The 21941-nt window shown below is 71.4% G+C and carries 19 protein-coding genes, 1 tRNA gene and 1 riboswitch; of the genes, 11 read left to right on the top strand and 9 right to left on the bottom strand.

Translation table 11 applies throughout. The features are described from left to right. Window positions 1–14: 14 nt before the first annotated feature. Window positions 15–470: an SRPBCC domain-containing protein gene (locus HS109_17370; protein ID MBE7524140.1), complete on the top strand. Its 456-nt coding sequence runs from the start codon at window positions 15–17 to the stop codon at window positions 468–470. A 43-nt stretch (window positions 471–513) separates the two neighbouring features. Here the strand turns inward: HS109_17370 and HS109_17375 are convergent, their stop codons facing one another. The 5 genes from HS109_17375 to HS109_17395 form a co-directional block, all read right to left on the bottom strand. Further along, complete coding sequence (locus HS109_17375; protein MBE7524141.1) at window positions 514–1545, bottom strand: NAD-dependent epimerase/dehydratase family protein; 1032 nt, start codon at window positions 1543–1545, stop codon at window positions 514–516. Beyond that, a complete protein-coding gene (locus tag HS109_17380; GenBank protein ID MBE7524142.1) occupies window positions 1542–2330 on the bottom strand; it encodes an inositol monophosphatase family protein in 789 nt (262 codons plus the stop codon). The genes HS109_17375 and HS109_17380 overlap by 4 nt, the downstream gene beginning before the upstream one ends. A 49-nt stretch (window positions 2331–2379) precedes the next feature. Continuing rightward, window positions 2380–3246 (bottom strand): NAD(P)-dependent oxidoreductase, encoded by an 867-nt coding sequence (locus HS109_17385; protein MBE7524143.1) that lies wholly within the window; start codon window positions 3244–3246, stop codon window positions 2380–2382. Between the two features lie 117 nt (window positions 3247–3363). Then, window positions 3364–4269, bottom strand: coding sequence for a DMT family transporter (locus HS109_17390; protein MBE7524144.1), 906 nt, complete (start codon window positions 4267–4269; stop codon window positions 3364–3366). A gap of 197 nt (window positions 4270–4466) precedes the next feature. After that, window positions 4467–4540 (bottom strand) — tRNA-Gly (locus HS109_17395). Between the two features lie 76 nt (window positions 4541–4616). Between HS109_17395 and thiD the strand changes: the two genes are divergently transcribed. Further along, complete coding sequence (thiD, locus tag HS109_17400; protein MBE7524145.1) at window positions 4617–5447, top strand: bifunctional hydroxymethylpyrimidine kinase/phosphomethylpyrimidine kinase; 831 nt, start codon at window positions 4617–4619, stop codon at window positions 5445–5447. 92 nt (window positions 5448–5539) lie between these two features. Here the strand turns inward: thiD and HS109_17405 are convergent, their stop codons facing one another. Next, the gene (locus HS109_17405; GenBank protein MBE7524146.1) at window positions 5540–8680 is read right to left on the bottom strand and encodes an AAA family ATPase; all 3141 of its coding nucleotides are present in this window, start codon (window positions 8678–8680) and stop codon (window positions 5540–5542) included. Between the two features lie 112 nt (window positions 8681–8792). Next, window positions 8793–8893: riboswitch (TPP riboswitch) on the top strand. Between the two features lie 47 nt (window positions 8894–8940). Between HS109_17405 and thiC the strand changes: the two genes are divergently transcribed. From thiC to HS109_17430, 5 genes are all read left to right on the top strand, one after another. Beyond that, window positions 8941–10824, top strand: coding sequence for a phosphomethylpyrimidine synthase ThiC (gene thiC, locus HS109_17410; protein ID MBE7524147.1), 1884 nt, complete (start codon window positions 8941–8943; stop codon window positions 10822–10824). Between the two features lie 166 nt (window positions 10825–10990). Then, entirely contained in the window at window positions 10991–12061 is a 1071-nt protein-coding gene (locus HS109_17415; GenBank protein ID MBE7524148.1) for a glycosyltransferase, read from the top strand. Window positions 12062–12073: 12 nt separating this feature from the next. Beyond that, complete coding sequence (locus tag HS109_17420; protein MBE7524149.1) at window positions 12074–12859, top strand: glycosyltransferase family 2 protein; 786 nt, start codon at window positions 12074–12076, stop codon at window positions 12857–12859. Window positions 12860–12869: 10 nt separating this feature from the next. Further along, complete coding sequence (locus tag HS109_17425) at window positions 12870–13961, top strand: glycosyltransferase family 4 protein (protein ID MBE7524150.1); 1092 nt, start codon at window positions 12870–12872, stop codon at window positions 13959–13961. Between the two features lie 85 nt (window positions 13962–14046). Beyond that, window positions 14047–14607, top strand: a complete 561-nt coding sequence (locus HS109_17430; GenBank protein MBE7524151.1) for a YbhB/YbcL family Raf kinase inhibitor-like protein — start codon at window positions 14047–14049, stop codon at window positions 14605–14607. 110 nt (window positions 14608–14717) lie between these two features. On the opposite strand, the gene yjjJ is transcribed toward HS109_17430, so the two are convergent. Then, window positions 14718–16112 (bottom strand): type II toxin-antitoxin system HipA family toxin YjjJ, encoded by a 1395-nt coding sequence (yjjJ, locus tag HS109_17435; protein MBE7524152.1) that lies wholly within the window; start codon window positions 16110–16112, stop codon window positions 14718–14720. A gap of 284 nt (window positions 16113–16396) precedes the next feature. Beyond that, window positions 16397–17275, bottom strand: a complete 879-nt coding sequence (locus HS109_17440; GenBank protein ID MBE7524153.1) for an NYN domain-containing protein — start codon at window positions 17273–17275, stop codon at window positions 16397–16399. Window positions 17276–17461: 186 nt separating this feature from the next. Here HS109_17440 and HS109_17445 point away from each other — a divergent pair, with 186 nt between their 5' ends. The 4 genes from HS109_17445 (at window position 17462) to HS109_17460 (ending at window position 20533) form a co-directional block, all read left to right on the top strand. After that, a complete protein-coding gene (locus HS109_17445; GenBank protein ID MBE7524154.1) occupies window positions 17462–18094 on the top strand; it encodes a YceH family protein in 633 nt (210 codons plus the stop codon). 89 nt (window positions 18095–18183) lie between these two features. Then, window positions 18184–18990: a mechanosensitive ion channel family protein gene (locus tag HS109_17450; GenBank protein ID MBE7524155.1), complete on the top strand. Its 807-nt coding sequence runs from the start codon at window positions 18184–18186 to the stop codon at window positions 18988–18990. 24 nt (window positions 18991–19014) lie between these two features. Further along, window positions 19015–19551, top strand: coding sequence for a DUF937 domain-containing protein (locus tag HS109_17455; GenBank protein MBE7524156.1), 537 nt, complete (start codon window positions 19015–19017; stop codon window positions 19549–19551). A 136-nt stretch (window positions 19552–19687) separates the two neighbouring features. After that, complete coding sequence (locus tag HS109_17460) at window positions 19688–20533, top strand: hypothetical protein (GenBank protein ID MBE7524157.1); 846 nt, start codon at window positions 19688–19690, stop codon at window positions 20531–20533. Window positions 20534–20557: 24 nt separating this feature from the next. Here HS109_17460 and HS109_17465 read toward each other — a convergent pair whose 3' ends face one another. Continuing rightward, window positions 20558–21916 (bottom strand): TAXI family TRAP transporter solute-binding subunit, encoded by a 1359-nt coding sequence (locus HS109_17465; protein ID MBE7524158.1) that lies wholly within the window; start codon window positions 21914–21916, stop codon window positions 20558–20560. Window positions 21917–21941: the final 25 nt, after the last annotated feature.

The raw sequence follows: 21941 nt of genomic DNA on the forward strand, positions 1-21941 counted from the left end.
GTATCGCCCGACCGATGATCGCCGCGTCGCGCACCCACCGCATCGACACGACGATCGACATCGGCGCATCCGCCGACCGCATCTGGCGGATCCTCTGCGATTTCGCGGGCTACGCGCGCTGGAACCCGTTCGTGCGCGCAATCGCCGGCGAGCCGGCGATCGGCGCGAGCCTCGTCGTGTCGCTCGCTCCGCCCGGAGGCCGGCCGATGCGCTTCCGGCCGGTCGTCGTCGCGCTCGAACCGGAACGCGAGCTGCGCTGGAAGGGGAAGCTGCTGATCCCCGGACTCTTCGACGGGGAACACTGGTTCCGCCTGGTCGCGCGCGGCCGCGCGCGCACGACCTTCGAGCACGGCGAGCAGTTCTCGGGGCTGCTCGTGCCGCGCTTCCGGCCCGCGCTCGAGGACACGACGCGGCGCGGTTTCGTCGCGATGAACGAGGCGCTGAAGCGCGAGGCCGAGCGCGCGGCGTGAGTACCGTCCGGCCACCACACGGGAAGCCGGCATCGGCCGGCGTTCAACCGCGGACGGCCTGCAGCGCGACGAGCCGCCGTTCCCGTTCGACGGTCAACACCTTCTGCCAGGCGTCCGGCCGCCACCGGCCGCCGAGCCACGCGGCCGTGTCCGAGACGGTCGCGGTCATCGGGCGGACCGTGAGCCCGGCCTCGACCGCACGCGAGGTTTCGATCGCGTAGAAGCCGGCGTACCGCGGATCGTCGGAGGGCAGCCACAGCGGCAGTTCGGTCCACGGTTCGATGCCCGCCCGGCGCAGGACCTCCTCGTCGATCCACACCGGCGCGGGAGCATCGACGCGGCGCAGCAGCGTCGCGGCCTCGACCAGATCCTGCATCGTGAACCGGCCCGCGGGGCTCGTCGCGTTGAAGGTGCCGCCGACATCGCCTTCGGCCAGCACCACCATCCACGTCGCGAGATCGCGCGCGTCGATGAACTGGATCGGCCGCTCCGGCGGCGCGGGCACCGCGGCTTCGTCGTCGCGCTCGCCCAGGACCTCGGGTTGGGTGAACCGAGCGACCCAGTAGGCGAAGCGGTCGGTCGGGTCGTGCGGCCCCACGATGAGCCCCGGACGCACGATCGTCGCGTTCGCGCCGCAGCGCGCGAGGACGCGGTCCTCGCAGGCGGCCTTGAGCGCACCGTAGTGCGCGGCGACATCCTCGCTCTCCGGATCGGCGAGCGTCTCGCGCGCGGCGTCCTCGCCGATGCCCGGCGTCGCCGTGTCCGCGTACACCGATTGCGTCGACACGAAGAGGTAGCGGCGCACGCGGGCGGCGAGGAGTTCGCAGGACGCATCGACGATGCGCGGCACGTAGCCGGAGAGGTCGAACGCGGCATCCCAGGTCCCGGACGCGAGCGCCGCGAGTCCGGCGCCCTTGCGCGGGTCGCGGTCGCCGCCGAGCGGCAGGACCGCGGGGTGTTCGTGCGTCGGCGACTGGCCGCGCGTGAACGTCGTGACCGTGTGTCCCCGTTCGACCGCGGCGTCGACCAGGTGCCGGCCGAGGAATCTCGTGCCGCCGAGGACGAGGAACTTCACGCGCCTCGCAGGAGCGCGCGGACCTGCGGCGCGAGCGAAGGATCGCCGCAGGCGACGACGTCGCCGCCCTCCTCGCAGACCCCGCCGTCCCAGGCGGTCACGACACCGCCCGCGCCTTCGATGATCGGGATCAGCGCCTGGATGTCCCAGGCGTGCAGCCCCGACTCGACCACGACGTCGATCAGGCCCATCGCGAGCAGGCAGTACGCGTAGCAGTCGCCGCCGAAGCGGGTGAGCCGCACCCGCGAGCGCACGCGCGCGAAACCCGCCGCACGCGCGGGCGTGTCGAACAGGTCGGGGGACGTGGACGCGAGGATCGCGTCGCCGAGCGCGCCGCAGCGGCGCGTCGAGAGCGCGCGCTCGGTCCCGGCGTGACGGAACCGCGCCTTCCCGCCGGCGGACGCGAGGAAGGTCTCGCCGACGTAGGGCTGGTGCGACACGCCGCAGACCACGCGCTCGCCGTCGTGGAGCGCGACCAGCATGCCCCAGTGCAACTGGCCGGTGATGAAGCTGCGCGTGCCGTCGACCGGATCGATCACCCAGGTGTGGCGCGACCGCCCGCGCTCGAACCCGTGCTCCTCGCCGCGGATGCCGTGGTCCGGGAACGCTTTCGCGATCGCGGCGCGGATCACCGCCTCCGCGTCGCGATCCGCCGCGGTCACCGGGTCGTAGCCGGTGTCGCCCTTGTCGTCGACCGCGATCGGCACGCGGAAGTGCGGCAGCGTCGCCGCCCCCGCATCGACCACCGTGCGGTAGGCGAACTCGAGATAGTCGTCCGGACTCATCGCCTCGACCCCGTGACCCGTGCGCGCCCCGGACCCCTCTTGCGCCGGGTCATCGCGGCACGATCTTCACGTTGCCGATCCGCTCCTGCGCCTCGATCAGCGAGGCCACGTAGCGGTCGCCGAACCCCAGCGCGTTCGCGGTCACGAGCGACTGGTGTACGGCCTCGCCGACGACCGAGGGCAGCATCATCGATTCGGTGAAGTGGGTGTAGTAGCGGAGATCCTTCGCGGCGTTCGAGAGCGTGAACTTGAGCCCCGTGAGGTCGCCGCCGTCGAGCATCCGTCCCACGAGCATCTGGAACAGGCCCGAGTTGACCGCGCCCGCCGAGATCACCTCGTGCAGCTTGCGGATCGACAGTCCGGCCTTCGCCGCCGCCGCGACGCCTTCCGCGGTGGCGGTGCAGATCGCCTGCGCGATGAAGTTGTTGATGAGCTTCAGCACGATCCCGTGCCCCGGCGGACCGGCGTGGACGATGTTCTCGCAGTAGGCGGCGAGCACCGGCTTCAGTTCCGCGAAGGTGGCGTCGTCGGCGCCGACCATCGTGTTGAGCCGACCCTGCTCCGCCTCGACCGGCGTGCGCGCGAGCGGCGCGTCGACGAAGCGCACGTCCTGTCGTGCGAGCGCCTCGCGCATCTTCGCCGAGGTGGCGGGCTCCGAGGTCGAGGTGTCGACGACGATCAGCCCCGGCCGCGCCGCGCCCGCGACGCCGGCCGGGCCGAAGATCACCTCCTCGACCTGCGGTGCGCCGGTGACGCACAGGATCACGATGTCGGCGTGGTGCGCGAGGTCGGCGTTGGTCGCGACCTCCTTCGCGCCGCGGCGCACGAGGTCCTCGATCGGCGCGCGGTTGCGATGCGCGCGCACGACGAGCGGGAAGCCCTTCTCCACCAGGTTCTTCGCGATGCCGTGGCCCATCAGGCCGGCGCCGACGATGCCGATGCGCTGTTTCGTGCTCAAGGGATCCGTCCGTCGAGATTGGCGATGCGAGGATCCGCGCGGGGAGGGGTTCCGGCGCGAGCGTCCGATTCTACGTCATCGGTCGTTCCGCCGCTCCCGCGACGGGCGCGCAGCGGAAGCCCGGCGCCGCTCGTGCAGCGTGATCAGGAGCCCGCTGCCGGCGATGATGGCGATGCCCGCGAGCGCGTACCCGTCCGGGAACGTCCCGAACACCGCCCAGCCCAGCATCGTCGCCCAGACCAGGTGCATGTAGGTGAACGGCGTGAGCGCGGACGCGGGCGCCCGCCGGAACGCGAGCACGAGCATGAAGTGGCCGAACGTGCCGGCCATGCCGCCCGACACCAGCGTCATCACGTCGGCCCACGGCATGGCGATCGATTCGAGCGTGAACGCCAGCGGAATCGCGAGTGCCAGCGCGCCGACGGCAGCCGGATAGAAGAGCAGCGCGCCCGGATCCTCCTCCGCCATCTTGCGCGTCAGGACCTGGAACAGCGCGAAGCAGCCGGCCGAGGCGAGCGCGAGGAGCGACGCGCCGCGAAACATCTCGCTCCCGGGCCGCACGACGAGGATCATCCCGATCGCTCCCGCGACGACGAAGGCGATCCGCGCGGGCGTCACGCGTTCGTCCAGCAGCACGACCGAGAGCACGACGACCATCATCGGCGCGGCGTAGCTCAGCGCCGTGACGTTCGCGAGCGGCAGGTCGGCGAGCGCGTAGACGAACATGACCGACGAGACGATGAGCACGCCCCCGCGCACGAGGTGGCGTCGCACAAGCCGCGTGCGCAGGAACCGGGCCCCCGACTTCGGCGCGAGCCAGGCGACGATGGCGAGCGCCTGGATCGCCCAGCGCGCCCAGACGAGCAGCGGTACCGGGTAGCGCGCCGACAGGGCCTTGATCACCGCGTCGAGCGTCGCGAAGCAGGCCGTCGCCGCGCAGATCAGCAGCACCGCGCGAACCGGAACGTGCTCGTGCTTCATACCGTGCACGCACGCCCCGCTATCGGGGTGCACGGCCGGGCGATTCGACGCAGAGGCGACGGCCGAAGCAACGGGCGCTGCCCGAGCCGCGCACGACGGATCCGGGCGCCCGCTGCGGGTGGGTGGACGGCTGCGAGGAGCATACTTGCGCGCGGCGAGCCCTCCGCGCGCCCGGGGCGGCCGCCCACCTGCCGCCGTGGAGCGGGTGAAGGGAATCGAACCCTCGTCGTAGGCTTGGGAAGCCTCTGCTCTACCATTGAGCTACACCCGCGCGGAGGCGGATTCTACACCCGGCCCGCGAGAGGCGAGCGCGCTCGCCCCCGATCCGGCATGACCGTCCACGAGCGATGACCCACGAAGCGAAGATCCCGAACGTGCTCTCGATCGCGGGTGTCGATCCGTCGGGCGGCGCGGGCGTGCTCGCCGACGTCAAGGCGATCAGCGCGCTTCGGGCATACGCCTGCGCCGTCGTCGCCGCGCTCACCGCGCAGAACACGCGCGAGGTGACCGGCGTGTTCCCGATCCCGCCCGACTTCGTGCGCGCGCAGATCGACACGCTCTTCGCCGACGTCCGCATCGACGCGGTGAAGATCGGCATGGTCGGCGCGGCGCCGGTGATCCGCGCGGTCGCCGACGCACTCGCGCATTGGCAGCCGCCGCACGTGGTGCTCGATCCGGTGATGGTCGCGAAGAGCGGCGACGCGCTGCTCGCGAGGGACGCGATCGGCGCGCTCGTCGAGGCGCTCGTTCCGCACGCGACCGTGCTCACGCCGAACCTGCCCGAGGCCGGCGCGCTCCTCGCGCAACGCCCGCCCGAATCGCTCGCCGAGATGCGCCGCGCCGCCGAGCGGCTGCGCGAGCGCATGACGCATGCGGGCACGCGCTGGGTGGTGCTCAAGGGCGGCCACCTGCCGGGGAGCGAGGCGATCGACGTCCTGACCGACGGCGACCGGATGATCGAGTTGGCCGGCCGGCGCATCGACACGAAGAACACGCACGGCACCGGCTGCACGCTGTCCGCCGCGATCGCCGCGCTGTTGCCGCAGTCGGCCGATGTCCCGACGGCGGTTCGCGCCGCCAAAGACTACCTCGCCTCGGCCATCGCCGCCGCCGACCGCCTCGCGGTCGGCACGGGCCACGGTCCGGTCCACCATTTCCACGCGCTGTGGCGCGCCTGATCCGCGCGGCACCAGCACGGTCCACGACTCCGGAGAGCCGATGCGCAACGCCGCCCTGCCGGTCACGCCGGACAAGCCCGACGCCTGATCGGTCAGGACGGGAGCGCCCCGAGCGCGCGCTCGATCGCCGGCAACTCTGCCGCCCGCTGCCACGCACGCGCGCGGTCGCGCAGGTCCTCCAGTTCCGATCTCGTGGCGACCCCGCGGCCCGCCCGCACGAGGACCCGCCCGAAGGCGACGTGGAACGTCGACCAGGGAAGCGTCTCGGCCTCCACCTTCGCCTCGAGTTCGCCCGCGTGATGCATCGCGCCGTCCCAGTCGGCCGCGTCGAGCGACGCGCGGATCGCATCGCGCCGGAACCAGAAGTGGTTGTGCGCCATCGGCGCCTCGCGCAAGAGCGCCTCGCCCCGGGCGATTGCCGCGTCTCGCGCAGCGGCGTCGCGGGCCACGATCGCCTCCGTGCCGAAGAGAAGGCCCCCGGCGAACTTCATGCCGATCGTCTCGCACAACGCGCGCGACTCCGCGAGATGGCGCTCCATCGCGTCGATGTCGCCGTCGTCGCGCGCGATCCGCGCGAGCAGCATCAGGTCGATCGCCGCGAAGCGCCGTGAATCGATGCGCCGCGCGAGCGCGAGGCTCCGCGCCAGCGGCTCGCGCGCCTCGTCGAACCGCCCCGCGTCGACGAACACGAGGCCGGCGCATTCGTCGGCCATCACCTCGGCGACGCGATGCCCGATCGCGCGCGCGGCGTCCCGCGCCTCGTCGATCGCCGCGCGCGCGAGGTCGAGGCGACACAGGTAGCCCGCCGTGATCGCGATCATGCAGCGGTTGGTGAGCGAGTCGCGCAGCTCGCCCATCCGGTCGTACAACGCGACGCAGCGCGCGAACGCGTCGTGCGCGCTCGCCATCCTCCCGTCGGCGTACAGCACGTCGGCGATGCCCGAGTGCGCCTGTGCCTGCGACGCCTCGTCGCCGGCGATCCGCGCCTGATCGAGCGCACGCCGGTGCTCGCGCGCGCAGCCTGCCGTATCGCCGCGCGCGAAGGCGAGGCAGCCGCGCAGGTAGGCGATCCGCGCGAGCGCACGCGGCGAGGCCGATTGCACGGCGAGGGCCTCCGCCGCGTCGAGCGCCGCCTGGCCGGGCCCGAACGCGCTGGTGAGCCGGTGCGCGGCGCCGACACCGATCCACGCCTCGCAGCGCTCGTCGTCGGTCGATGCGTGCTCGAGCGCGCGAGCGAAGGCTGCCGCGGATGCCGGCGCGTCGCCGACATCGCGCGCGACCTCGCCTTCGAACGCGGCGAGCGCGTGGCGCATCGAAGGGGAGGCCGGAAGCTCGGCTCCGCGTCGAACGAGCGCGAGCGCGCGGTCGTGCTGCCAGGCGAGCGCCGCCGCACGCGCGGCGGCCAGGTACGCTTCCGCCGCGCCGGGATCCTCCGCGCGGTCGAGGTGGGCGGCATGGAGCGCGGGGTCGCGTTCCGCGTACCACGCGGCCGCGCGCCGGTGCAGGTCGCGGCGCGCGCTGTGCAGGAGCGACGCGTAGGCGCCGTCGCGGATCAGCGCGTGCGTGAACGCGAGTTCGCCGGGCGTCTCCGCGTCGCGGACGAGGTCGCGCGCGCGCGCCTGGGCGAACGGGACCGGGGAACCGACGAGATGCGCGACGAGCGCGGGGTCGAAACGCTGCCCCACGACCGACGCGGCCTGCAGCGCGGTTTTCTCCGCCGCCGGCAAGCGGTCGAGTCGCGCGAGCACCACGTTGCGGATCGTGCCCGGGACCGCTTCGCCGTCGGCGCCGCTCTGCAGCAACTGGATGAGGAACAGCGGATTGCCCTGAGCGCGCTCGACGCAACGACGCGCGACCTCGGGTCGTGCGTCGAGGAAGCGGCGCGCGACCTCCAGCGCCTCGTCGGTCGACAGCGGATCGAGTTCGATCGTCTCGGCGAGTCCGGGCGGCCAGCGGCCGGTCACCGGATCGCCTTCGCGCCGCGTCGTCGCCAGCAGCACGACCGCCCGCTCGGCCGCGACGGCGGCGATCGCGGCGATCGCGTCGATCACCGGGCGATCGGCCCAGTGCAGGTCCTCGACGAGGATCGCGACCGGGCGCGCGGCGGCCGCGCGCCCGACGAGCGCCGCCAGCGCGTTCACGCGCCCGCGCGCGCGCGTCGCGGGGTCCATCGCGTCGTACCGGCTGCCCGGCGGCGGCGGCAGGCCCAGCAGGTCCGCGACGAACGGATCGTCCGCGTCGGCGAAGGCGCCGGAGGCACGGGCGGCGGTCCAGGCAGCGAGGCAGGTCTCGGCGTCCGCCGCGACCGCGACGCCGAGGAGCGAACGCGCGAGCACGCTCGCGGCATCGCGGCCGCGCTCGGCGCCGAAATCGAGCACCGAGGCGACATGGCACGCGCAGCCCGCCTCGGCGGCGGCGGCGAGCATCGCTTCGCCGAAGAGCGACTTGCCCACGCCCGGGTCCCCGCGCACGACGAACGCGCGACCGGTGCGCGGCGCGCGCGCCGCGGCGATCGCCGCCTCGACGCGCGCACGTTCGGCGGGCCGCCCCACCATCGCGTGCCGCGCCGTCGGCGCGGCGTTGAGCGCACGGGCGCGCCAGACGCGCATCTCGCGCGCGAAGCCGCGCACCGCGAGCGTGCCGCGCGCCTCGACGTCGAGCCGCGAGCCGAGCGCTTCGCGCACTTCGTCGGAGACGATCGTCTCGCCAGGCTCGGCGAGATCCTCGAGGCGGGACGCCAGGTTGACCGCGTCGCCGGTCACCGTGTAGTCGGCGCGCACGGCGCTGCCGGTCGACGCGGCGACGACCTCGCCGCTCGCGATGCCGACGTGCGCGGCGAGCGTCCGTCCGGTCTCGCGCGAGAGCAATTCCATCGCGTCGTGGATCTCGAACGCGGCGCGCACCGCGCGCTCGATGTCGTTGCCGTGCGCGACCGGCGCGCCGAACACCGCCATCGTGGCGTCGCCGATGTGCTTGTCCACGGTGCCGCCCGCGCGCGCGATCGCGCCGTCCACGAGGTCGAAGTAGCGTCCGAGCAGGCGGTGGATCGCCTCGGCGTCGGATTCGGAGGTGAGGCGCGTGAATCCCGCGAGGTCGGCGAACAGGATCGCGACCGTCCTGCGTTCGCCTGCCGCGGGAGGCGGCGCGACGGCGACACGAGCGCCGCATTGCGGGCAGAAGCGCGCGCCCGAGGGCAGCGCGGCGGTGCAGGTTCCGCAAGCTCCATCGCCCATGCGTGAGCGCTCCGGCAGCGCGCGGCCTCGGACCGCCTCCGCGCGTGCGCCATTCTGGCAGCTTCCGGGGCCGGCGGCGTTGTCGCCGCCGCGCGAACGGCGTATCGTGGCGAGCATGCGCTAGGGGTCCTGTCCGCGTGCGCGGACGGGTGAGACAGACCCTAAGAACCTGATCCGGGTAATGCCGGCGTAGGGAAGCGCGGCCCCGGAGCCCGGGCGCCCGCTCCTCCCGCCCGCCGGCGGACCCACGAGGAGCCACGATGAACGCCAACGACCAGTTCTACGCGCGCGACGCGCACGTCGATGCCGCCGCGGTCGCGCCGCTGCCCGCGTCGCGCAAGATCCACGTGCAGGGCTCGCGCCCGGACCTCCGCGTGCCGATGCGCGAGATCGCGCAGTCCGACACGCCGGCGTCGTTCGGGGCCGAGAAGAATCCGCCGATCGTCGTCTACGACACCTCGGGCCCCTACACCGACCCGGACGCGCGCATCGACATCCGCCGCGGACTCGAGCCGCTGCGGGCGCGCTGGATCGAGGAGCGCGGCGACACGGTCGAACTCGACGGCCCGACGTCCGCGTACGGCCGGGCGCGGCTCGCCGACCCCGCGCTCGCCGGCATGCGCTTCGATCTCGCCCGCAAGCCACGCCGCGCGAAGCCGGGCGCGAATGTCACGCAAATGCGCTACGCGCGCCGCGGTGTCGTCACGCCTGAAATGGAGTTCATCGCGATTCGCGAGAACTGCCTTCGCGACGAGATGCTGCGCGCGCTTCCGCCCGGCGTCACGCGCCGGCACCCGGGCCAGAGCTTCGGCGCATCCATTCCCGATGCGATCACGCCGGAGTTCGTGCGCGACGAGGTCGCGCGCGGCCGCGCGATCATCCCCTGCAACGTGAACCACCCGGAGAGCGAGCCGATGATCATCGGCCGCAACTTCCTCGTGAAGATCAACGCGAACATCGGCAACTCGGCGGTGTCGTCGTCGATCGGCGAGGAAGTCGAGAAGATGACCTGGGCGATCCGCTGGGGCGGCGACACCGTCATGGACCTCTCCACCGGGAAGAACATCCACGAGACGCGCGAGTGGATCGTGCGCAATTCGCCGGTCCCGATCGGCACGGTCCCGATCTACCAGGCGCTCGAGAAGGTCGACGGGAAAGCCGAGGAGCTCACCTGGGAGATCTACCGCGACACGCTCGTCGAGCAGGCCGAGCAGGGCGTCGACTACTTCACGATCCACGCGGGCGTGCTCCTGCGCTACATCCCGATGACCGCGAAGCGCATGACCGGCATCGTGTCGCGCGGCGGCTCGATCATGGCGAAGTGGTGCCTCGCGCACCACCGCGAGAGCTTCCTCTACACGCGCTTCGAGGAGATCTGCGAGATCATGAAGGCCTACGACGTGGCGTTCTCGCTCGGCGACGGGCTGCGTCCCGGGTCGGGTCACGACGCGAACGACGAGGCGCAGATGGCCGAGCTCGCGACCCTCGGTGAGTTGACGCAGGTCGCGTGGAAGCACGACGTCCAGACGATGATCGAGGGCCCCGGCCACGTGCCGATGCACCTCGTCAAGCACAACATGGACGAGCAGCTCCGGCTGTGCGGCGAGGCGCCGTTCTACACGCTCGGCCCGCTCACCACCGACATCGCCCCCGGCTACGACCACATCACCAGCGCGATCGGCGCGGCGATGATCGGCTGGTACGGCACCGCGATGCTCTGCTACGTGACGCCGAAGGAGCATCTCGGGCTGCCGAACAAGACCGACGTCAAGGACGGGATCGTCGCGTACAAGATCGCGGCGCACGCGGCCGACCTCGCCAAGGGGCATCCGGGCGCGCAGATCCGCGACAACGCGCTGTCGAAGGCGCGCTTCGAGTTCCGCTGGGAGGACCAGTTCAACCTCGGCCTCGACCCGGACAAGGCGCGCGAGTTCCACGACGAGACGCTGCCGCAGCACGGCGCGAAGCTCGCGCACTTCTGCTCGATGTGCGGGCCGCATTTCTGCTCGATGAAGATCACGCAGGACGTGCGCGACTACGCGGCGAAGCAGGGCATCGCCGAGGACGACGCGCTCGCGCAGGGCATGGAGGCGAAGGCGGTCGAGTTCGTGCGGAAAGGCGCGGAGCTCTACTCGAAGGCTTGAGGCCGCGACCGGCCCCGGACGCGCGCGGGCCCGCAACGCGGCTGGTCAGGCCACCGGCTCTGCAGTTGACCGCCCGAACAAGGCCGTCGAACATCCGGTGACGGAGCCGCCGGTCGGCCGCGGGCGAACGACCCTGCGGCCGGGCCGATCCGGCTCGCGGCAGGCGATGGACGACGCGATAGTTCGCGCTTCGGCGCAGCCCGATGCATCCCGGCCCGGCGACCCCGGCGGCGCCGCCCGGCGGCTGTCGATCGTGGTGCTGACGCACAACCGCGCCCACCTGCTGGGCGGCTGTCTCGACTCGCTCGCGCGCCAGGCCGATCCGGACGCGCCGCTCGAGATCGTCGTGGTCGACGACGGCTCGAGCGACGCAACGCCGACGGTGGTGCGCGAATGGCAGGGACGCGATGCGCGCATTCGCTACTGCCGGCGGCCGCACGGCGGCATCGCGGCTGCTCGCAACACCGGGATCGTGAATGCGACCGGCGACGTCGTCGCCATCGTCGCGGACGACTATCTGCTGGCGCCCGACTATGCGAGGACCGTCGTGTCGTTCTTCCGCGCGAATCCGGTCGCGATGATCGTCCGCTTCAGGCTGGTCGCGGCCGACGACCGTTTCCTGAGCCGCGTCAGCCACGCCTACCAGGAGGCGAGCACGAGTCGCCGTCTCGCCGACGGCGGCCGATTCGGAGGGCATCGGGCGCTGTGGCGACACCGGCCCGCGCCGACGTCGACCACCACCGAGCACGGGCTGGAGGCGGCCGGCGCGGCGGCATTCCGTCGCGAGGTGTTCAGCCGCGTCGGCCTGTTCGACGAGTCGTTCGAGCGCGCCGAGGATTCGGACCTGACCGCGCGCCTGCGCGCCGCGGGGATCCCGGTTCACTATTGCCCGAACCATGCGATTCGTCATCGCTACGACACCGACCTGCGCACGGTGCTGCGGACCGCGCATCTCAGCGGACGCTACCGCTGGCGCTACTACGCCAAGCACGAGGCGCCGGCGTTGACCGGCGCGGCGCTCGTCCGCCTTCGGTTCGCGACCAAGCTCTCCGCGCTCTATTGGGCGTGCTGGCGCAGCGCCCAGGCCGGATCGCTCGGGAAGTTCCTGTCCTACCTGCCGGTCATGGTGCTGATCGAGGGCGCCAACAAGGCGGGCTTCCTCGCCGAGGCGCGCGCCGCACGGCGGCGCACCAGGGCAGCGCGGAGCCCGGCGCGCGGCCCGATCGCGCCGGACTGACCGCCGACCGCCGTGCTCCAGCGAATCCGTCCGCTCGTCCAGGTGCCGTCGTTCCGGGTCCTCCCGCTGGAGCGACGGCGCGAGCGCGTGAGGCTCATCGCCACGACGATGGTGCGCAACGAGCGCGAGCACCTGCCGGCGATGCTGCGAAACGTCGCGGCGCAGGTCGACGGCATCGTCGCGCTGGACGACGGATCGACCGATGGTTCGGCGGAGATGCTCGCGGCCTCCCCCGGCGTCCTCGAGGTGCTGCGCAATCCGGCGGATCGCGGCGCGTACGACGAGCCGGGGGGGCACCGGCGGCTGGTCGCCGCGGCGCTCGCGCACGGAGCCGACTGGATCGTCTCGATCGATGCGGACGAACGGCTCGAGCACGACTTCCGCGTTCGCGCCGAACGCGTGATTCGGCGCGGTCGGGCACTCGGGTTCACGGCCTTCGCGCTGCACCTGCGTGAACTCTGGGATCATCCCGACCGCTACCGGGCCGACGGCCTCTGGGGCAGGAAGCGGGTAGCCCGGCTGTTCCGCGCTCGCCTCGACCACCGCTTCGACCCGCGCCCTCTCCACGGGTCCAAGGCGCCGCTGCAGGGGAAGGTGATGGGCGCGTTCCCACCGGCCGATCTCGTCATCTATCACCTGAGGATGATCCGCCTCGAGGACCGGATCGCGCGGCGCGACCGCTACCTCGCCCTCGATCCCGGGGCCGTCTGGCAGCCCGGGATCGGCTACGACTATCTCACCGACGACCGCGGACTCGTGTTGCGACACATCCCGCCACGCCGCGGTTACATCCGTTGACCGCGACGTCATGCGATTGCCGGGGTGGTTTTCGCGTCGCATCGGAGGCACACGCGCCGGCTCGCCGGCGTCGCCCGATCTCTCGTCGATTCCGTCCGGCAGCAACTACGCGAGCCTCTTTTGCGTCGATCCCCCGATCGTCCTCGGCTGGACCGGACGCCGGTTCCGCTTCGGCAGCGCCTCGGCGCTCGCACCGCTCTTCCGGCGCCGCCGGATCACGTTCCTGCTGATCGCCAAAGGCAGCGTCGCCGACGACGACGAGGCCCGCGAGCTCGCGGCGGACGCGAAGGCATTCATCGCCGCGCACCCACATCACCGTTTCGAGTGGCTGTGCAACATCGACGAGGAGACCTCCCGGCTCCGCGAACTGGGCCTGAGCGCGCACACGCACAACCAGAATCTGTTCCTGCGCGAGGACGTCTTCCGGCCGCTGCCGCGCGTCGCGCCGGTCTTCGACGCCATCTACAACGCCCGCGTTTCGCCGGAGAAACGAAACGAGCTCGCCGCGCGGCTCGACAGCGTGGCGTTCGTCGCCTATCGCGACCCGGGCGAACACGACGCCGCGGCGTTCCACGAGGCCTGCCGCGCCCTAGCAGAGCGCGTCCCCGGGGGCCGGCTGCTCAACACCCCCACGCGCGACGGCTGCAGGCGCCTCACGCCGAAGGAGGTGAACGCCGCCTATGCCCGGGCTCGCGTTGGGTTGTGCCTGTCGCCGCGGGAAGGCGCGATGCGCGTCGCGGTCGAGTATCAGCTCGCTGGCCTGCCGATCGTCGCCACGCCATGCCGGGGCGGCCGCGATCACTTCCTGGACGCCGAGACCTGGGCGATCGTGCCGCCCGAGCCGGACGCCATCCGCGACGCGGTGTCGGCGTTCCGGGCGCGCGCGCTGCCGCGCGAATGGGTCCGGGCGCGAACGCTCGCTCGAATCGCGCACGCCCGCGCGCGCTTCGTGGAATTCGTCCAGGGCCTGATCGACTCGGAGGGCGGCCAGGGCGCATTCGACGCAACCTTCCGCGCGTACCATCGGAAGGAGCGTTTCGAGCGGTGGCTGCCGATGCGCGACTTCGCCGCCGAAACGTGGAAGAGGCTGGGCGGCGACTGAGCCCGCGCTCGGTGTCCGGCGGGCCTGCCGATATAATCGGCGTGCAGACGCCCTTCCCGCGGTGCGTCGAACATCGGAGGATTTCGTGTTTCGTCTCGTCCTATCGCTCGCCATCGCCGTCACGCTTTCGTTCGTACCGCTCGCCGCCGCCGCGTTCACGCTGTCGAGCGCGGAAATCAAGCCGGAAGCGACGATCGCCAACGCCCAGGTGTTCAACGGCTTCGGCTGCACCGGCGAGAACGTGTCGCCCTCGCTCGCCTGGAAGAATCCTCCGGCCGGCACGAAGAGTTTCGCCGTCACCGTCTACGATCCCGACGCGCCGACCGGCAGCGGCTGGTGGCACTGGGTCGTGTTCAACCTGCCGGCGTCGACGACGTCGCTGCCGCTCGGCGCGGGCGACAAGTCGGGTTCGAAGCTTCCCGCCGGCGCGGTCCAGGGCCGCACCGATTTCGGCGCGCCCGGCTGGGGCGGCCCCTGTCCGCCGGCCGGCGACAAGCCGCACCGCTACATCTTCACCGTGCATGCGCTGAAGATCGACAAGATCGAGGTTCCGGCCGACGCCACCGCCGCGCTCGTGGGCTTCATGATCCACGCGAACCGGCTCGGCCAGGCGAGCTTCGTCGGGCGCTACGGCCGATCGAAGTGATCCGGGGAAGCCCGGTGTAGCTCCACGGCGCGCGCGACCTCGCGTCGCCTTCCGCGTCGGGGCGCGGCGCGAACGCATCCGGGGCGGGGTCGCGCGCCGTGGGGTGCGGTTCAGCTCGACCGGCGATCGAAGCGGCCGAGCGTCCGCTCGACGATCGCCGCGTTCTGCGCCGCGATCGCGCGGAACGGATCCGAGACGCGGTCGTCGTTCGCTGCCGCGCGCCAGAAGTCCGCGGCCGCCGCGCCCGCCGACGACCAGACGGCTTCGTGCCCCGGCTGCGGAAGCGGAGCGTTGAAGCTTCGCGCCGGCACGTCGCCCGCGACAGGCGCATAGCCCATCGGCAGCATGCCGTAGACCGGCGCGAGGTCCAGCGTGTCGTCGTCGCGCGGCAGGAACGACAGGTTGCCGAGGTGCATGTCGGCGTTCGCGATGAACCGGCCGAAGGCGTCGAGCCAGCGCACGCGCTCCACGATATCGGGCGAGATCCATCGCAGCGCCGCGAGGCGTTGCGCGGCTTCGACCCAGCGACCCGCGCCGGCGGGGAGGCTCAGGTATTCGGCGTTGAGCGCGGCGAGCGAGACGACCGCGCGCCGTCCGCGCGCTCCGATGCGATCGAACCGGACGACTTCGAGGAACACGCGGGAGCCGCCTTCGACGATCTCCGACGCCGCGGCGTCGATCCCGCGCGCGCGGAGCGTCTCGAGCGCGAGGTGCTCGCACGCGAGGAGATCGCACCAGCGGCGCGCGCTCGGCGAAAACTCCGACGGCGAGAACTTCACCAGCGCGTGCCGCGCGGCGTCCGACGTTCCCACGAGCGCGCCGAACTTGGGCTCTGCCCCGCCGACGAGCGCGCCGGGCGTCACGCCGGCGATCGCATCGTTCGCGAGCATCGGATAGACGCGCGCGCGGTCGTCCCGGGGCACCGGTTCCCGGTCGCGCGCGAGCGACTCGTAGTTTCGGCGCGCGGACGCTTCGCCGAGGACGAGGTCGCCGGGAAGATCCTCGCCTGCGTGGAGGAGCGCCACGAGCGTGTCGTCGTCGGACCAGTCGTCCGGACGGTCGGGCAGCCGCAACTCGGCGTGGCGACGGGCGAACGATTGCCCGAGGAAGCCCTTGGGACGCGCGTCGAAGCACGGGAGCGGCAGGCCGGCGAAGACGCCGTCGCCGCGTCCACCACGCATCCACCGCGGCAGCGGGGCCGCATCGTGGACGCAGCAGCCGGCCGGCGCCAGCGCGGTCGCGCGTCCGAGGCGGACCATCGATCCGTCGGGCGCGACGCGGAAGAACGGGAACCCGGAACCCAGGTCGCGGATCGGGCGGGTCGCGGCGTAGCGTCGGGCGCGCGTCGCTCCGATGCGCACGATGCTGTCGCCGGCGCGCGCCACCAGCCGGGAGAAGCTCGCTTGCGACCCCACGCCCAGGGCCCGCATCAGCGGTGCGGCGGTCGAAAGCGGCGACCGGCGCAGTTCGGCCACGAGGGCGGACACGTCGCTGGCAGTCGTCACCGAAGGTGCGTCACCGGATCCAAAGTGGATGAATTGTCAGTCAGTGACCTATTTGCTGTCAATGATTTACATTGGCCAATCCGAGAAATTCAGAATGAATCGCTCGGACTGAACGCAACCGAGCCGCTCGGCTCGCTGACTCTGCGTGCTCATCTTGGGTCAAGTCGAAATGGTTGAATCACTGGATGAAATAGCCACGGCAGTGCATGATGTATGTGCTTGAATATCAGTGAATTGCGCACATGCAAGCGCCTGGATGAATGAATCCACCGCCCGGCAGGAGGTCAGTCGTCCTGCGCCGCCACCCGAACCGCGTACCCGCCCGACTTCTCGTCGCGCTCCAGCGTCAGTGCCCCCGCGTCGCGGGCCGCCTCGAGCATGGCGTTGAACGACCGGAAGCCGTAGTAGCTCTCGGCGAACCCCGGCCGGACCCGCTTCAGCGCCTGCTTCACCATCGACCCCCAGACCTTGTCGTCGCCGCCACGCTCGGAGGCGAGCGCCTCCACGGTCCCGACGATGAGGTCGATCGCCTCCCCCCGTCGCGCGTCGTCGGACTTCGCGGCCGGCGGCGGCGCGGGGTCGTCCGCCGGGGGCTCGGCCTTCGCGGCCTTCGCCCCGCTCGCCGCGGCCTTCGCGGGCGCCTTGGCCCGCGGGGTCCCGGCCTTCTTCGCCGCGCGCTTCCTCTGCTCGCGCACGAGGTCGTCGTAGTAGATGAACTCGTCGCAGTTCGCGATCAGGAGGTCCGAGGTCGAGTTCTTGACGCCGACGCCGATGACCGTCTTGTCGTTCTCGCGCAGCTTCGACACCAGCGGCGAGAAGTCCGAGTCGCCGCTGATGATGACGAAGGTGTCGACGTGCTCCTTGGTGTAGCAGAGGTCGAGCGCGTCGACGACCATCCGGATGTCGGCGGAGTTCTTGCCCGACTGGCGCACGTGCGGGATCTCGATCAGCTCGAAGCTCGCCTCGTGCATCGGCGCCTTGAACGCCTTGTAGCGCTCCCAGTCGCAGTACGCCTTCTTGACGACGATCGAGCCCTTGAGCAGCAGGCGCTCGAGCACCTTCTTGATGTCGAACTTCTCGTAGTTCGCGTCGCGCACGCCGAGCGCGACGTTCTCGAAGTCGCAGAACAGCGCCATGTTGGAAGTGTCGCTCTCGCGGGCCATCATGGCCTCCAGGGTTCGGCGGGTGCGCCACGATACCACCCGCCTGTGGGAAACTGGGGTCGGACTCGACTTCCCAAGCGCGCGGGAAACCAGGGTCAGACTCGACTTCCCGGACGCGTTTCGTTCAGAGCACCCTGTTCCGGAAGAGTCGAGTCTGACCCTGCTTTCCCTGCCTTCCCCCGAACGATGAACGCTCCGCCCCGTCCGCTGTCCGCCGTCGAGGCCCGCGTGCTCGGCGTCCTCGTCGAGAAGGAACGCACGGTGCCCGACAGCTACCCGCTGTCGCTCAACGCGATCGTGCTGGGCGCCAACCAGAAGACGAGCCGCTCGCCGACGATGGAGCTGGCGGAAACCGACGCGCAGGCGGCGCTCGACGCATTGAAGGGCCTGTCGCTCGTCGTCGAGACCTCCGGCGGACGCGTGATGCGCTACGCCCACAACCTGCCGCGCGCGCTCGCGATTCCCTCGGAGTCGGCGGCGATCGTCGCCACGCTGATGCTCCGCGGCCCGCAGACACCCGGCGAGCTGCGCATCAACTCCGAGCGCCTCCATCGTTTCGCCGACGTCTCGTCGGTCGAGGCCTGCCTCGCCGAACTCGCCGCGCGTCCGGCGGGCGCGCTGGTCGTCGAGCTGCCGCGCGCGAGCGGCGCGCGTGAACGCCGCTGGGCGCACCTCTTGTCCGGAGCGCCTGCGGCGGTCGCGGACGCACCTTCGCCGGCCGATCGCGCGCACGACGGCGATCGCCTCGCCGCGCTGGAGGCCCGCGTCGAGCGGCTGGAGCGCGCGCTCTCCGAGATCCGCGGCTCGCGCGACGCGTAGCCTGCGCGGCGCCAGCATTGCCCGATCCCAGTCGCGCGGGCACAATCGCAACCCCGGCGCGCACCGCCAGCCCCTTCCCCGAACCGGACATGGACATCCAGACGTTCTACGAAGCCAGCAAGCCCATCGTGATCGCCTTCGCGCTCAAGGTCGCGGGCGCGCTCGCGATCTACATCGTCGGCCGCTGGCTGATCGGCTTCGCGACCGGGCTCATCACGCGCGCGCTGGAACGCCACAAGACCGAACCCACGATCATCCGCTACATCGCGAACGTGATCGCGGTGGCGCTGAACGTGCTGCTGGTGATCGGCATCCTCGGCTACTTCGGGGTCGAGACGACGTCGTTCGCGGCGCTCATCGCCGCCCTGGGCATCGCGATCGGCGCGGCGTGGGGCGGGCTCCTGTCGAACTTCGCGGCCGGCGCGTTCATCCTGGTGCTGCGTCCGTTCAAGGTCGGCGATTACGTGAACGCCGGCGACGTCGAAGGCACGGTCCGCGCGATCGGATTGTTCTCGACCGCGATCGACACGCCCGACAACGTGCAGACCTACGTCGGCAACGCGAAGATCATGGGCGGCAACATCCGCAACTTCTCGGTGAACCCCCATCGCCGCGTCGAACTCACCGCGCAGCTCGACCACACCGTCGACCCGATGGACGCGATCGCCCGCCTGAAGGAGGTGCTGCCGTCGATCGCCAACGTCGAGCAGTCGCCCGCACCCGACGTCGAGATCCTGGGATTCAACGAGCGCGGTACGCAGCTCGCGGTGCGACCCTACACGCACACCAACCACTACTGGCAGGTGTACTTCGACACCAACAAGGCGATCCGCCAGACGTTCGCGGCCGCGGGCTACCCGGTGCCCGAGGAGTACACGCGCGAACGCGAAGTCTGAACCGATCTTCCGCAGGAGAACGCGATGGGCATGCTCGACGGTTTGCTGGGACAGATCCTTTCGGGAGCGATGCAGCCGGGAGCGGCCGACGACGGCGGCCTGCCCGGGATGAGCGGCATGGGACGCGCGTCCGGCGGCATGGGCGGTCTGGGCGGCCTGGAATCGATCCTGGGCGGTGGTGGCGGCGGCGCGGGCATGGCGGGCGCCGCGGGAGCCGGCGGCCTGATGGCGGTGCTGCTCCAGATGCTGCAGCAGAACGGCGGAATCGGCGGAGTGCTCTCGCAGTTCCAGCAGGCCGGCTACGGCAAGCAGGCGGACTCCTGGGTGGCGAACGGGCAGAACATGCCGATCAACGGCGACATCCTCTCGAAGGTGCTGGGTTCGGGGCAGCTCGACCAGATCGCGCAGCAGCTCGGCATGTCGCGCGGCCAGGCCGCCGACCAGATGGCTTCCGCGCTCCCCGACGTGGTCAACCACATGACGCCGAAGGGAAGCGTGCCGTCGAACGGCGACGACCTCGTCAATCGCGCGCTCGAGATGCTGCAGCGCGGAGGACGGTAGCGTCGGAACTCGGCAGGCACGGTGCTTGCCTTCCCCGAGGCGGGGAATATTCCGCTGGACCGGACGAGGCTCGCGCCGCGACGATACTCCGTGCACCACGCGGACGCACCCGCTGTCCGTATCCATCGGAGGTTTCATGCGCACGCTCGCCACTCTCGTTCTCGCCGCTTCGATCGCTTTCCCCGCCTGGGCGCAGCCGGGCGGCGGCATGCACGGCGAGTCCCTGCCCGCATCCGTGATCGTCGAGGCGTCGACCGACGCGATGAAGACCAACGTCACGACCGACATCACCGACATCTGGTGGCTCGAGTCCGAGTCCGGCTGGGGCATCCAGTTCGTCCACAACCGCAACATCCTCTTCGCCACATTGTTCGTGTACGGCGCGGGCAACGTGCCGACCTTCCTGGTCGCCGTGCTGGAGAGCACGACCTTCGGCGGCGGCACCTTCACCGGACCCCTCTACGCGACGACGGGTTCGCCCTACGGCGCGCCGTGGAATCCAGCCGCGGTGTCCGATGCCGTGGTCGGCACGATGACCTTCCAGCTCACCGGCATCGGGACCGGCAACCTCAGCTACAACGTCGGCGCGACCAACGTCTCGAAGGTGATCAGCCGCCAGACGCTGCGGTTCGAGGACAATTCCGGCGACTACCTCCTCACCGACACGTACAGCGGCACGGGCTCCGGCGGCTGCGGGACCGGCGCGGAACAGGGCACGCTGAACGTCGTGCAGTCCGGCGCCTCCGCCACGCTCACGATCAACTGGGACGGCAACCTCTGCACGTTCCCGACCACCTACTCGCAGACCGGCCGGTTCGGGCAATACCAGGGAACGATGTCGTGCTCGAACGGCACGACCGGGACCGCGAACTTCTTCGAGGTGCACAACCGGGTGAAGATGCTGACCGGTCGCTATTCGATCTCGAACAGCCTCGGCTGCAGCTACCAGGGCCGGTTCGCCGCGATCGCGCCGACGCCGTAGCGGTCGGTCGCAGCTCAGCGGCGGTTACGCGCGAAGCGGCGGCATCGCCTTCGCGCCCGGCCGGCCCAGGCGCTCGCGCACGAGGTCGATCGCCGCGCGCAGGGCATAGACCTGGCCCGCCGCCGAACCGGGGAAGGCCGCCTCGTTCAACTGCGCCTCGAGTTCGTCGAGCCGGGGCAGGAAACCGGCGATCCGCTCCGGCGACGGCGAATCGCCGATTTCGTCCTCGAGTTCCCCCAGGCGCGCGTACCAGCGCCCGATGCGCGCGTTGATCCGGTACTCGTAGAGCACCGGCATGAACCGCAGCACCGGCAGCAGCACGGCGAAGATCGGAATGAGGAGCAGGATCAGTCGATCGGCGAGGTTCGCGAGCCAGTACGGCAGGTAGCGCTTGAGGAACGGCTTGCCCGAACGGTAGAAGCGCTCGGCTTCGTCGGCGAGCGGCACGTCCTGGTTGCGCGCGTTCGGAAACTGCCCGGCGTCCGCGACGATCGAATGCGCGCCGTGGATCGAACTCGCGGCGTCGAGCAGCAGGTACATGAGCGCCGGATGCAGGTCGCTTCGCACCAGAAGGTTCGCGTTGACGGCGATCGTGTGCACGTCCGCGCGCGGCAGGTCGCGCGCGAGGTCCGACACGCCGCGCGGCACCACGAAGTTCGAGATCGCCCCGGACCGCCGCGCGTACGCGTCGCCGCGGACGAACGGCAGCACATGCACCTGCGGCATCGCGAGCAGGCGGACGATGACCGGCGACGCCGGCCCGGCGATGAAGAACGCCGCGTCGATCTCGCCGCGCTCCAGCGCGTCGGCGGCCTCGGCGCCGGTCGTCAGGACCAGCGTCGCGCCGTTGGCCGGGATGCCGCTCGCGTCGAGCAACCAGCGCGCGAGCGGGCGCAGGCCGCTGCCCTGCGGGCCGATCGCGATGCGGCGGCCCTCGAGGTCGCGCAGCATCTTCGCGCCGATGCCGTCGCGCACGAACACCCACACGACCTCGGGGTAGAGGGCGCCGAGCGAGGCGACCGGAGACTCGGCGCCTTCGGGCACCGGCGGGAGCGTGCCGCCCTGCACGAACGCCGCGTCCGCCTGCCCGCTCGCGAGGCGTTCGGCGTTCTGGACCGAGCCGTTCGAGTTCAGGAGTTCGATCGTGACGCCGTTCGCGCGGAAGAATTCGCGGTAGCGTTCGCCGTAGCGGGCGTAGTCGCCCCCCGCCGCGCCCGACGACAGGACGAGATGGTCGGGCGGCGCGGGCTGCACGAAGCGCAGCGTGAACCAGAACGCCAAGGCGACCAGCGCCGCCATCGGCACGCCGATCACCACCGCATCGCGCCACGAGATGTGGTTGACGTCGATGCGGCGTCGCGCGTTCGGTTGCCCGGGCGTCATGGCGGCGGTAGCGTAGCAGAGGCCG

This window comes from Burkholderiales bacterium (assembly GCA_015075645.1).
Taxonomy (GTDB): Bacteria; Pseudomonadota; Gammaproteobacteria; order Burkholderiales; family Casimicrobiaceae; genus VBCG01.